Annotated in this window: 8 protein-coding genes, 2 tRNA genes and 1 pseudogene; 6 read left to right on the forward strand and 5 right to left on the reverse strand. The window is 70.8% G+C overall.

Going from position 1 to position 11,761, the window contains the following annotated elements; genetic code table 11:
- The first annotated feature begins 93 nt into the window (after nt 1-93).
- Together ACH4NX_RS23160 and ACH4NX_RS23165 are read left to right on the forward strand one after the other, a co-directional pair.
- Complete coding sequence (locus ACH4NX_RS23160) at nt 94-852, forward strand: IclR family transcriptional regulator C-terminal domain-containing protein (RefSeq protein ID WP_351396543.1); 759 nt, start codon at nt 94-96, stop codon at nt 850-852.
- A gap of 108 nt (nt 853-960) precedes the next feature.
- Nucleotides 961-1,034, forward strand: a tRNA-Lys gene (locus tag ACH4NX_RS23165).
- A gap of 59 nt (nt 1,035-1,093) precedes the next feature.
- Here the strand turns inward: ACH4NX_RS23165 and ACH4NX_RS23170 are convergent.
- The 3 genes from ACH4NX_RS23170 to ACH4NX_RS23180 form a co-directional block, all read right to left on the reverse strand.
- Nucleotides 1,094-1,702: a lytic polysaccharide monooxygenase gene (locus ACH4NX_RS23170; protein WP_351396541.1), complete on the reverse strand. Its 609-nt coding sequence runs from the start codon at nt 1,700-1,702 to the stop codon at nt 1,094-1,096.
- Between the two features lie 95 nt (nt 1,703-1,797).
- Nucleotides 1,798-3,159, reverse strand: coding sequence for an SPFH domain-containing protein (locus tag ACH4NX_RS23175; RefSeq protein ID WP_398128568.1), 1,362 nt, complete (start codon nt 3,157-3,159; stop codon nt 1,798-1,800).
- A 111-nt stretch (nt 3,160-3,270) separates the two neighbouring features.
- The gene (locus tag ACH4NX_RS23180; protein WP_398128567.1) at nt 3,271-4,305 is read right to left on the reverse strand and encodes a peptidoglycan-binding protein; all 1,035 of its coding nucleotides are present in this window, start codon (nt 4,303-4,305) and stop codon (nt 3,271-3,273) included.
- 226 nt (nt 4,306-4,531) lie between these two features.
- Between ACH4NX_RS23180 and ACH4NX_RS23185 the strand changes: the two genes are divergently transcribed.
- From ACH4NX_RS23185 to ACH4NX_RS23195, 3 genes are all read left to right on the forward strand, one after another.
- A tRNA-Lys gene (locus ACH4NX_RS23185) sits at nt 4,532-4,605 on the forward strand.
- A gap of 282 nt (nt 4,606-4,887) precedes the next feature.
- Complete coding sequence (locus ACH4NX_RS23190; RefSeq protein WP_398128566.1) at nt 4,888-6,897, forward strand: glycosyltransferase family 2 protein; 2,010 nt, start codon at nt 4,888-4,890, stop codon at nt 6,895-6,897.
- Nucleotides 6,894-8,831: a kelch motif-containing protein gene (locus ACH4NX_RS23195; protein WP_351400619.1), complete on the forward strand. Its 1,938-nt coding sequence runs from the start codon at nt 6,894-6,896 to the stop codon at nt 8,829-8,831. Before ACH4NX_RS23190 ends, ACH4NX_RS23195 begins: the two co-directional genes overlap by 4 nt.
- 65 nt (nt 8,832-8,896) lie before the next feature.
- Here the strand turns inward: ACH4NX_RS23195 and ACH4NX_RS23200 are convergent, their stop codons facing one another.
- Together ACH4NX_RS23200 and ACH4NX_RS23205 are read right to left on the reverse strand one after the other, a co-directional pair.
- Nucleotides 8,897-9,937, reverse strand: coding sequence for a glycoside hydrolase family 6 protein (locus ACH4NX_RS23200; RefSeq protein ID WP_351400618.1), 1,041 nt, complete (start codon nt 9,935-9,937; stop codon nt 8,897-8,899).
- Nucleotides 9,938-10,025: 88 nt separating this feature from the next.
- Nucleotides 10,026-10,475 (reverse strand): annotated as a pseudogene (locus tag ACH4NX_RS23205) (class F sortase); the annotation flags it as partial.
- A gap of 202 nt (nt 10,476-10,677) precedes the next feature.
- Between ACH4NX_RS23205 and ACH4NX_RS23210 the strand changes: the two are divergent.
- A partial coding sequence (locus tag ACH4NX_RS23210) for an IS200/IS605 family accessory protein TnpB-related protein (protein ID WP_398153365.1) occupies nt 10,678-11,761 on the forward strand: 1,084 nt, incomplete at its 3' end.

The following is an 11,761-nucleotide window of genomic DNA, read 5'->3' on the forward strand; positions in this document are numbered from 1 at the left end:
GGCGGCTATCGTGAAGGGGATCCGCTGTCCGGATCGGGGGCACAGGCAGGGACAGGGGCAGGGCCTACCAGCGAAGCGCAGGGGGAGACCACCGTGGCGCTGCGACACAAGCCGACCGCGCCGCACCACTCGGCCCAGGACGCCCTGCGCGTCCTGGAGACGGTGACGCGGCAGACCACCGGAGTCACCGACACGGAAATCGCCCGGCAGACCGGCTTCGACCTGGAGCGCCTGACCCCGCTCCTGCGCATGCTGCGTCGCGAGGGCTACGTCGAGCAGACCGCCGACGGCGCGTACGTCGCCGGGGAGGCCCTGGCCCGACTGGGCTCGGCCCACGGCCGCGAGCAGGCCGTGCGCGACAAGCTCCAGCACACCCTGGACCGGCTGCGCGACTCGGTGGGCGCCGCCGTCTACATCAGCCGGTACGTCGACGGCGAGGTCAGCGTCACCCAGTACGCCGACGGCCCGGCCACGCCCCGGGTGAACGAGTGGGTGGACTTCCGCGTCTCGGCGCACGCCACCGCGGTCGGCAAGAGCCTGCTGACCCAGCTGGACCACGCGGGCCGCCGCGACCACCTCGCCCGGCACAAGATGGCCCGGCTGACCTCGCGCACCATCACGAGCGACCGGCTGCTGCTGTCCCGGCTGGAGTCCCAGCCGCCCACCGTGCCGGTCCTCGACCTCCAGGAGTACGCGGTGGGCACGGTCTGCGCGGCCGTCCCGATCACGGCCGGTTCCGCCGTGGGCTGCCTGGCCGTGTCCCTGCCGGTCGAGCACGCGCACCGGCTGCGCCGGGCCGCGGACGAGCTGAACCGGAGCGCGGCCCCGGTGCTGCTGTCGCTGGCGATCTAGCCATCCGCGGGGGAACGGCGCATGACCGGCGGGTGGTCGGAAGCACTGCTCGGGACCGGGTAGTATTTTCGTCGTCGCCGGCCGCGGGAAGCGGACGGCGGGAGTCATGCGCCGCTAGCTCAGTTGGTTAGAGCAGCTGACTCTTAATCAGCGGGTCCGGGGTTCGAGTCCCTGGCGGCGCACAGCAGGAGGGCCCCCTCGCCCAGGCGAGGGGGCCCTCCGTCGTTGCCCGGCCGCTCGCTCAGAAGGTGACGTCCGAGCACGCGTAGAACGCGTTGGCCGTGTCGGCGACCGTCCACACCGCGACGATGACGTGGTGCCCGTTCAGCCCGGACGGCAGCGTGCCGCTGTGGGAGAGGGTGGCCGGCGGCTGCTTGCCGCCGTAGGGCACCGTGAAGAACGGCGTGAGGCTGAGGTCGGACCGGGCCAGTTCGTGGTTCTGGTTCCAGCCCGGCTTGGTGACGTAGTACCTGAAGTCGGTCGTGGCGTGCCGGGCGGTGAACTGCCAGCGGAAGGTGTAGTTCTGTCCGCCGTTCACCCGGGTGGTCGGCCATGCCTGGCCGTTCGGCGTCTTCGGGCTGTCGAGCTGGGCGAACCGGGTGTTGTTCCCGGAACATATCCGCCCGTCGGCCGGCCCGCCCGCCGGGAAGCCCTTGGGGCCCTCGACGCTGTGCGGCTCCCACTGGATGGCGCCGCAGCCGCTGACGGTGCCGTTCTGGCAGACCTTCTGCCGGCTGACCGGCAGGTCGGTGTAACCGTGGCCGCTCGCGGCACCGCCGGACGAGAGCACGAGGGCTCCGGTGGTCGCCATGCCCACCGCCGCGGCGGACAACTTGGTCCTGGTACGCATACTGCTGCTCCTGTGACGTGGGGGGGTTCAGTGAGCCGTGCAGGTCTAGACCAAGTCCCAGATTATTGCCACGAGTTGAACATGTCCATACCAATTCAAGAACCCGGTCGGCGCTCCCTGTCCCCCCGCCCCGCGCAGAACGCCACCGTCAGGTCCTTCACCAGCACCTTGCGCTCGTAGTCGTCGAGTTCGACCAGCCCGCGCATGGTCAGCCGGGTCACCGTGTCCTCCACCGAGTCCACGACCGACGTGAGCACGCTCGCCCGCTGCGCCGCGTCCAGCGCGGCGATCCGGCGCCGGTGCATCTCGGCGGCGACCTCCGGGGCGTACTCCGCCCGGACCGGCCGCACCGAGAACACCTCCAGGCCGACCGGCGCCGCGTCCGCCGCCACCAGCCGGGTCAGCGTCTCGCCGGCCACGTCCGCGGAGCTGCGGACCGTGCCGAGCGGCTCCACCGGGACCCGGGCGAGGGCCGCCTCGACGCACTCGCGCAGATACGTCTCGTGGTCCTCGACGCCCAGCGTGGCCCGCGCGGTGTCCCGCACCCGCCACACCACCAGCGTCACCGCCCTGAGCGCGACGCCGTTGCCGTCGGCCGCGGGCATCGGCTCGCTGCGCCAGTGCCGCAGCCGCACGTCGACCCGGCGGCGCAGCAGCAGCGGGTTGACCCACATCAGGCCGGTGCGCCGGACGGTGCCCCGGTAGCGGCCGAACAGGCCGAGCACCCAGGCCCGCCCCGTCCGTCCCCGGGCCAGCCCGCCGAACCCGAACAGCCCCAGCGCCCCGGCGGCCGCGTACGCCGCCCACTGGGCGGGCCCGAGCCCGGCCCCCGCGTACGACGGCAGCCCCAGCGCCTCGGCCGCGAGCGGCGGTACCACCCCGGCCCACCAGGAGGTGACCGCGCAGCCCGCCGCCCCGCAGGCCCCGGCGGCCACGCCCGCGGCGCCGGGCAGCACCCGCGCCGGACGCTCCCTCAGCTCCGGACTGACGCTCGGCACCGGCCGCGAGCGCGCGGCGATGGGACGACGGGCCCCGGCCCGCTCCCCCGCGCCCGGCCGGCGGGCGGCGACCGCGGGCCGCGACGGCGCCGGTGCCGGTGCCGGTGCGGGCGCCGGATCGAGGTCGTCGCGGAACAGCAGATGGACGGGGATCTCGGTGGTGGCCTCGTTGTGGATGAGCCGGACGGACCGGTGGCCGCCCTCCGCCACCCTCCCGGGCTCGGGCGCGGGCTCGGAGCCGGGCTCGGGACCGGGGCCGAGGCCGGAGCCGGGGCCGGGGCCGGGGCCGGAGCCGGGGCCGGGGCCGGAGCCGGGGCCGGAGCCGGGGCCGGAGCCGGGGCCGGGGCCGAGCCCGGAGCCGGAGCCCGTGTGGGGGCCTGCCGGCGGCCGGCCGGAGCCGGTGTGGGGAACGGCCGGCGGCCCGATGAGGTCCGGGTCCGTGGAAGAGGTCGTACTCATGCGTGCTCCAGCCTCCGCGCCAGACGCGTCATGAACGGGGGAACGCGGGATCGTCACGGGATCGCCGCGGGCGGACGGTCGGTCAGGAAAGGGGCGTCAGGACAAGGGGCGTCAGGAGAAGAGGCGCCGCCAGGTCTCCGGACCCGGGTGGCCGTCCGCCGCGCCGCCCCGCCAGCCCTGGGCGCGCTGGAAGGCCTCGACGCCCCGCCGGTCCGCCTCGCCCCAGCGCGGACCAGGTCCGGTCGTGTAGTACGCGCCGAACCCCTTCTCCACCAGCCGTCTGCCGAGCCGGGTGACGTACGGGTTGTCCGCGCCCGGCCGGAACATCGCCCGCCCGGGGTATCCGGCCACCCCGTGCGAGGCGGGGGCCGCGGCGGGGCCGTTCGCCGCGCTCGCCGTGACGCCCTTGTACCGGTAGGGCAGGTACTTGGCCGAGTCGCTCCAGTAGGCGTAGGGCGTGGACTGCTTGCGAGTGTGCGGCGGGGTCTGCTCGTAGCCCGTGTAGGAGGTGTGCGTGTCGTCCGTCCAGCCACCGAAGATCACCACGTGGGAGCCCGTCTGCGGGTCGGCCTCGTTGTGGAACAGCAGGATGTCGCCGGGCTGGAGCTGCTCCTTCGTGATGCGGTCGGCGAACGTGCCGAGGCTGCCCGTCCATTCGTTCGTGGGCAGCTTCCAGGCCATCGACACATAGCCCGAGCAGTCCTGCCGGTAGCCGTCGGACCAGTAGGCGGTCACGCTGTAGGGCACTTTCGCGGTGACCCACGTCTTGGCCCGGCTGATGATCTCCGTACGGGTGATCGCGGCCAGTCCCGCACCGGCCGGCGGCCCCGCCGGCCGGCCGGCCGGACCGTGCAGCGGGGCCCGGGGCCCCTGCGGGGTGTCCGGTACGTCGTCGGTCGCGGCGCCCGGCCGGTGCGCCGCGTGGGTGACGACGGCCGGGGCCGCCGCCGCCTGGCCGGCGCCGAGCACGGAAGCCGCGGCGGCGGTGGCGGTGGCGGTCGCCACGATCAGCGCGCGGTGGGCCGTCGCCGGATGGGCGGGTGCGCGGCCGGCCGGCGAATGCGGCAGGACGCGGCGCCAGTGACGGCAACCAGGGCAGTCGCAGTCGCTCGCGGGGTCGATCTCCTCGAATACGGGAGCCTCCATGCGATTCCCCTCACACTCCCGGTGAAAATGACCACGGCGGGGTACTTCGGTACATGTCGGTCAGTTTCTCAACTGTCTTCTTCGCGCGCATGTTGACGGTCCGAATGATGTACACGGCGGCGGCCCCGCTCACCGGGGACTCCCGGAGAGCTTCCGGGGCGGCCCCGGGCCCCGGGCGCGGTCCGGAGCACTGTCCGGCATCCGGTAGAGTTGTGCAGGTCAGCAGGCGCCGCTAGCTCAGTTGGTTAGAGCAGCTGACTCTTAATCAGCGGGTCCGGGGTTCGAGTCCCTGGCGGCGCACAGACGGCCGGAGGCCCCTCGTAGCACACGGGGGGCCTTCCGCGTGCCCGGCCTCCGGACATCTTGCGATCATGGCGAACGCCGTAGAACCCTGGTCCGGTTGGGGGCCCGGATGCCGAGGGGGGCATCATGCAACCGGGGGTCGCTGTTCCATGTCTATATAAGGTGTGGATGCCGTGGTGACAGCAACCCACCACAGTTACGTCCGTGACGGTCGAGGGGGACTCGATCGGGCGATGGAAGCGACGAAACACGCGTGATGCGCGTGTGGGGGGATGACTCATGACGTCGACGCCGACGGGCGCCGGGCAGGACCACGACCCGTCCCAGACCACGCAGCTGAGAGTGCCTGCGCATCGGACCTGGAACACGGGTTCCTTCCGCCGGATGAGGAAGGCACTGCCGAAGTACGACTACGAGCACTACAGCCGGCTCGCGGGCCCCCTCACCCAGCCCGACCCGCACAAGCCCTACAAGGTGCAGTACCGCTCGCTGATATCGCAGGAGCCGCACCGCATCCGGGTCGCGCTGATGCTGGCCGCCGCCCCGCTGCTGTCGGTGGTGCTGCTGGTCTGGCTGCTGCAGCCCACGCACTGGACCGAGCGCGACTACGTGGCCTTCGACTGGCTGCCCGCGCTCGACATCGTGATGCTCGTCTCGATCGGCCTGATCGAGCTGTTCCGCTGCCTGAACGTGCTCTCGAACGCGCACGCCACCCTGGTCGCCCGCGACCCGATCCCGGTGGTGCCCGAGACCGGCACCCGGGTCGCCTTCCTCACCTCCTTCGTGCCCGGCAAGGAGCCGCTGGAGATGGTGACGAAGACCCTGGAGGCGGCCGTGAGGATCCGCCACCGCGGTCTGATGCACGTCTGGCTCCTCGACGAGGGCGACGACCCCGAGGTGAAGGCGGTCTGCGAGCGCCTCGGCGTGCACCACTTCTCCCGCAAGGGCGTCGCGAAGTGGAACATGCCCAAGGGCCCGCACCGCGCCAAGACCAAGCACGGCAACTACAACGCCTGGCTGGACGCGCACGGCGGCGACTACGACTTCTTCGCCTCGGTCGACACCGACCACGTGCCGCTGCCCAACTACCTGGAGCGGATGCTCGGCTTCTTCCGCGACCCGGACGTCGGCTTCGTCATCGGCCCGCAGGTCTACGGCAACTACGACAACCCGATCACCAAGGCCGCCGAGTCGCAGCAGTTCCTCTTCCACGCGCTGATCCAGCGCGCGGGCAACCGGTACGGCTCGCCGATGTTCGTGGGCACCTCCAACGCGGTGCGCATCAGCGCCCTGAAGCAGATCGGCGGCCTGTACGACTCGATCACCGAGGACATGGCGACCGGCTTCGAGATCCACCGCCACAAGAACCCGGCCACGGGCCGCAAGTGGCGCTCGGTCTACACCCCGGACGTGCTCGCGGTGGGCGAGGGCCCGAACGCCTGGACGGACTTCTTCACCCAGCAGATGCGCTGGTCGCGAGGGACGTACGAGACGATCCTCAAGCAGTACTGGAAGGGCTGGTACTCGCTCCCGCCGAGCAAGCTCTTCAACTACACGATGATGATCATCTTCTACCCGATGTCGGCCCTGAACTGGATCCTGGCGGCGATGAGCTGCTGCCTGTTCCTGGGCCTGGGCGCCTCGGGCGTCAACATCGACCCGGCCGTCTGGCTGATGCTCTACGGCAACGCCTCCGCGCTCCAGATCGGCCTGTACGTCTGGAACCGCCGCCACAACGTCTCGCCGCACGAGCCGGAGGGCTCCGGCGGTGTGGCCGGCATGGTGATGTCCGCGCTGTCGGCGCCGCTGTACGCGAAGGCGCTCATCGACTCCGTGCTGCGCCGCAAGAGCAAGTTCGTGGTGACGCCCAAGGGCGACTCGGCCAGCCCGGACACGCTGTTCGGGACCTTCCGGTACCACTGGTACTTCATCGTGATCTTCGGCGGCTCGATCACCGCGGGCTTCGTCTACGGACACGCGCACCCCGCGATGATCATCTGGGCGACGTTCGCGCTGCTGATCACCGCGTCGCCGATGTTCGCCTGGCGCCACGAACTGCGGAAGGCGAAGAAGCAACCGCCGGCCGTGGCGGCGGATCCCGCACCGCGGGACCCGTCGCGGCAGTCGGCACCCGCGGGCGCGGCACCGGCACCCGGACAGGCGCACGCGCCGTACGCGCCGCACTCGCCGCACACACCGCAGCAGAAACCCAGCTGGGCTGCCTCCGACGGAGGCAACGACCAGACCATGCAGATCGCCCTTGGTGGACTTGGGGGACGTAAGGAATGAAAGACCGTGCCGGCCGCCGCCGCGCCCGTCGCTTCGCGATAGGTACGGCGGTGGTAGTCGCGCTGGCCGGGATGAACGGGCCGTGGCTCTACCGCTTCGGAACCGAGAAATACCACCAGTACAAGATCAACAAGCCGGAGTACAAGGCCGCCAACGGCAAGTGGGAGACCATCGAGTTCCCCGAGGAGTACCGGCAGAACACCATCCACGCGGCGCTGCTGCGCACCGGCAAGGTGCTGCTCGTCGCGGGGTCGGGCAACAACCAGGACAACTTCGACGCGAAGCAGTACGACACCCGGATCTGGGACCCGGTCAAGGGGTCCATCAAGAAGGTGCCGACGCCCACCGACCTGTTCTGCACCGGCCACACCCAGCTCGCCAACGGCAACCTGCTGATCGCGGGCGGCACCAAGCGGTACGAGAAGCTCCAGGGTGACGTCACCAAGGCCGGCGGCCTGATGATCGTCCACAACGAGAACCCGGACAAGCCGATCACCCTGCCGGCGGGCACCAAGTTCACCGGCAAGGAGAACGAGAAGACCTTCGTCTCCAAGGACCCGGTGCTGGTGCCCCGCGCCGAGAAGGTCTTCGACAAGGCGACCGGCGAGTTCCTGCGCAACGACCCGGGCATCGGCCGGATCTACGTCGAGGCGGAGAAGAGCGGCCAGAAGTACCAGACGGGTACCCAGGACAACTACAGCGTCCAGGGCCTGTCGGGCGCGGACGCGAAGAACACGTACGGCATCGCCGAGAAGCTCGCCCTCGACAAGAAGGACTTCCAGGGCATCCGGGACGCCTTCGAGTTCGACCCGGTCGCCGAGAAGTACATCAAGGTCGACCCGATGAACGAGGCCCGCTGGTACCCGACGCTCACCACCCTGAGCGACGGCAGGATCCTCAGCGTCTCCGGCCTCGACGACATCGGCCAGATCGTCCCGGGCAAGAGCGAGGTCTACGACCCGGAGACCAAGGAGTGGGACTACACCGGCAAGATCCGCCAGTTCCCGACGTACCCGGCGCTGTTCCTGATGCAGAACGGCAAGATCTTCTACTCGGGTGCGAACGCCGGCTACGGCCCCGCCGACGTGGGCCGCGACCCGGGTGTCTGGGACCTGGAGACCAACAAGTTCGACAAGGTCCCCGGCCTGAGCGACCCGGACATGCTGGAGACCGCGAACTCCGTGCTGCTGCCGCCGGCGCAGGACGAGAAGTACATGGTGATCGGCGGCGGCGGGGTCGGCGAGTCCAGGAAGTCCAGCGAGAAGACCCGGATCATCGACCTCAAGGCCGACGACCCGAAGTTCGTGGACGGGCCGTCACTGGGCAAGGGCACCCGCTATCCGCAGGCCTCGATCCTGCCCGACGACAGCGTGCTGGTCTCCGGCGGCTCGGAGGACTACCGGGGCCGCAGCGACTCCAACATCCTCGAGGCCCGGCTGTACCACCCGGACACGAACGAGTTCGAGAAGGTCGCCGACCCGCTGGTCGGCAGGAACTACCACTCCGGTTCGATCCTGCTGCCCGACGGGCGTCTGATGTTCTTCGGGTCGGACTCGCTCTACGCCGACAAGGCCAACACCAAGCCGGGCAAGTTCGAGCAGCGCATCGAGATCTACACGCCTCCGTACCTGTACACGGACTCGCGGCCGGACCTGTCGAGCGGTCCGGAGACGATCGAGCGCGGTGAGTCCGGCACGTTCACCTCGCGGGCGGCCTCGACGGTCAAGAAGGTGCGGCTGATCCGGCCGAGCGCCTCGACGCACGTCACGGACGTCGACCAGCGGTCGATCGCGCTGGACTTCGAGGCGGACGGGGACAAGCTGACGGTGACCGTGCCGGAGAACAAGAACCTCGTCCAGTCGGGGTGGTACATGATGTTCGTGACGGACGGGGAGGGGACGCCTTCCAAGGCGGAGTGGGTGCACGTGCCGTAGCGCTCCCGCGGCTTGTGACCAGGGGTGCGGGAGCGCTGTGGCGGGGTTGTCACAACCCCGCACCCCTAGGTTTGCGACCCCTGCGCCAGTTTCAGGGCGTAGTCGGACCACCACTCGCCGGCCTTCGGGCCGCCCTTGCACTCGCCGTCCGACTCCCCCGGGCGCTTGACCCACAGGTAGGCGTCCACCAGGGGGTCGGCCGTCTTGGTCGTCGGGGTCTCGCCGAGGGCCCGGCCCGGCGGGTTGCACCAGCGTTCGCCCGGGTCGCCCTCGGTGTAGGGGCCGTTGCCGTTGCGGCTGGTGTCGATGACGAAGTGCTTGCCGCCGACCTTGGCCGAGAGCTGCTTGCCGTAGGCGATGGAGTCCTCGGTGGTGTAGAAGTTCGAGACGTTGACCGAGAAGCCGTCGGCCTGGTCGATGCCCGCCCACTTCAGCGGCTCGAAGATCTGGTCGGGCCGGCCCCAGCCGGCGTTGCCCGCGTCCAGGTACACCTTGGTGTTCTTCAGGTCCGTGAGCTTGGTGATGGCGCCCTTGAGGAGGTCGTAGCGCTCCTCGTGGAACTGCTCCGGGGTGCAGCCGTCCACCAGGTGGAGCACCGCGTCGGGTTCCAGGATGACGGTGGCGGGGCGGTCGCCGATGCCCTTGGCCACGCCGTCGATGAAGGAACGGTAGGCGTCGCCGTCGGCGGCACCGCCGCCCGAGTACTGGCCGCAGTCGCGGTGCGGGATGTTGTAGAGGACGAGCAGCGCGGTGCGTCCGGCCTCGTCGGCGGCCTCGGTGAAACCGCGGGCCTGCTCCTCGGGGTTCTCCGGTCTGATCCACTCTCCGGTCGGCTGCTCGGCGATCTTGCGGATCTGTGCGGCCTGGTCCTTCTTGTCGGACTCCTCCAAGGCCGCCAGCTGCTGGGCCGCGTTGCCGTCGGGGTTGACCCAGAACGGGTCGGCGTCCTTCGGCTGCTGCGTTATCCCGGCGCCCGCGTTCTTGTCCTTGTCCTTGTCCTCGCCGTCCGTGGACGAGGAGCAGCCCGCGAGCAGCAGTGCCGCTCCCAGCGCCACCGCGGACGCTCGCCTCGTGGACAAAACTCCGGCCCCCCTGCTGCCGTACATCCAACCCCCCTGGGTGCACTGTTCCAAGGGTCAATCGTGACATACGCCTGTGGCACTCACGAGGTCCCCGGGTACCGGTCCGCGGTTCCTAGGAGCCGGTGCCCGTGAGGTGGGCCGAGACGACCACGTCGGCCGTGGTGCCGCCGCCGGTGATCAGGCGGAGTTCGGCGCGGCCCGTGCGGTGCGGCCCGTACGCCTGCTGGGCGTCGAAGCCGTCGCGGGTGCGGACCTGGACGTCGTCGACGGTGAACTCGGCGATCCGGGTGTCGTCGAGGACGACCCGGATCCTCTCACCGGGCTCCAGCGCGCTGACCTCGTGGAAGACGGCGGGCCTGGTCCCGGTGCCGACGTGGCCCACCATCAACGCGGTCCCCACCGCGCCCGGGGTCGCACCGGCCGCGTACCAGCCGACGGAGCCGGGCCGGTCGAAGGGCGGTGGTTCGACGGCGCCCCGGGCGTCGAGGCCGCGGGCCACGACGGGGGCGCGGATGCCGAGTGCGGGGATGTCCAGCCGCTGCGGCAGGGCGTCGCCGAGGGGTGTGGAACTGCTCGCGTTTGACTGCGTATGAGTGTGTTCTGGCGTGTGTGAGTGAGTGCGGGGGTGCGGTTCGGAGGCGGGATGTGCTGTGGTGGCGGGGGGAGGGAACGGGGGTCCGTGTGTCGAATGCGTGACCTTTGACGGGTGTGCTCGTTGGGTGTGATGGCCGGGGTTTCGGAGGCTTGTCGGGGGGGGTGCGGGGATGGGTGGTCTGCGGGATCTTGCGGCGCCGTTCGTCGTGCTGGGTCCGTCGGGGGTGGCGGTCCGTACCCGGCTGGGGCAACTCACCGCCACCGATGTGGAGGTGCTGCGGCGGGTGGGCGCGCATCTGGGCGCCCTGGCCTCCCGTGACCTCAAAGCGCGCTGCCGTGACGGTCTCGGCCATGATGCCGGGGCGTGGGCGGTGCGTAAGCGGGAGCTGACGCCGCAGTCGTCGGCCCGGTGGGCAGGCTCGATCACGAAGGCGTCGCATGATCAGTGGGCGCTGGCCCGGCGTTGTCAGCGTGCGCACCTGCAGTCGCTGGAGGCGGGGGTGCGGACCGTGCGGCATCGGCTGTCGCTGCCGGTCGGTTCGAAGGGTTCGAGGAAGGCTCCGGGTGGTTACCGCAGTCGGCGGCAGTGGCATGCCAAGGCCCGCCGCCTGCACGTCCTGGAGGACCGGCTGAAGCGCGAGCGTGCGGACTGGACGGCCGGGACCGTGCATGTCGTGCGGGGCGGCAAGCACCTGGCCCGCACCCGGCACAACCTGCCCGCCGCGCAGCTCACCGAATCCCAGTGGCGTGCACGGTGGGAGGCGGCACGGTGGTTTGTGCAGGCGGACGGGGAGAGCGGGAAACGGTTCGGGAACGAGACGATCCGGATCAGCCCGGACGGTGAGGTCAGCATCAGACTCCCCGCCCCGCTCAAGGAACTGGCCAATGCTCCGCACGGCCGGTACGTCCTCACCGGCCGGATCCGGTTCGCGTACCGCGGGCAGGAATGGGCCGACCGTGTGGCAGCCAACCGGGCCGTCGCCTACCGCATCCACCACGACACGGCACGCGGCCGCTGGTATCTGACGGCGTCCTGGCAGAAACCCGTCACCCCCACGCTCCCCCTGACCGCGGCGCTGACCGACGGCGTGATCGGGGTCGACATGAACGCCGACCACCTCGCCGCCTGGCGCCTGGACACCCACGGCAACCCCACCAGAAACCCCCGCCACTTCCCCTACGACCTCACCGGCACCGCCGAACACCGCGACGCCCAGGTCCGCCACGCCCTGACCCAGCTCCTGCACTGGGCCA

Source organism: Streptomyces sp. NPDC017225 (assembly GCF_044331465.1).
Taxonomy (GTDB): Bacteria; Actinomycetota; Actinomycetes; order Streptomycetales; family Streptomycetaceae; genus Streptomyces.

Excerpts from the sequence above, each read along its gene's own strand:
- ACH4NX_RS23170 (WP_351396541.1), bottom strand. The coding sequence starts at position 1,702 with ATGCGTACCAGGACCAAGTTGTCCGCCGCGGCGGTGGGCATGGCGACC.
- ACH4NX_RS23175 (WP_398128568.1), bottom strand. The coding sequence starts at position 3,159 with ATGAGTACGACCTCTTCCACGGACCCGGACCTCATCGGGCCGCCGGCC.
- ACH4NX_RS23180 (WP_398128567.1), bottom strand. The coding sequence starts at position 4,305 with ATGGAGGCTCCCGTATTCGAGGAGATCGACCCCGCGAGCGACTGCGAC.
- ACH4NX_RS23190 (WP_398128566.1), top strand. The coding sequence starts at position 4,888 with ATGACGTCGACGCCGACGGGCGCCGGGCAGGACCACGACCCGTCCCAG.
- ACH4NX_RS23195 (WP_351400619.1), top strand. The coding sequence starts at position 6,894 with ATGAAAGACCGTGCCGGCCGCCGCCGCGCCCGTCGCTTCGCGATAGGT.
- ACH4NX_RS23200 (WP_351400618.1), bottom strand. The coding sequence starts at position 9,937 with ATGTACGGCAGCAGGGGGGCCGGAGTTTTGTCCACGAGGCGAGCGTCC.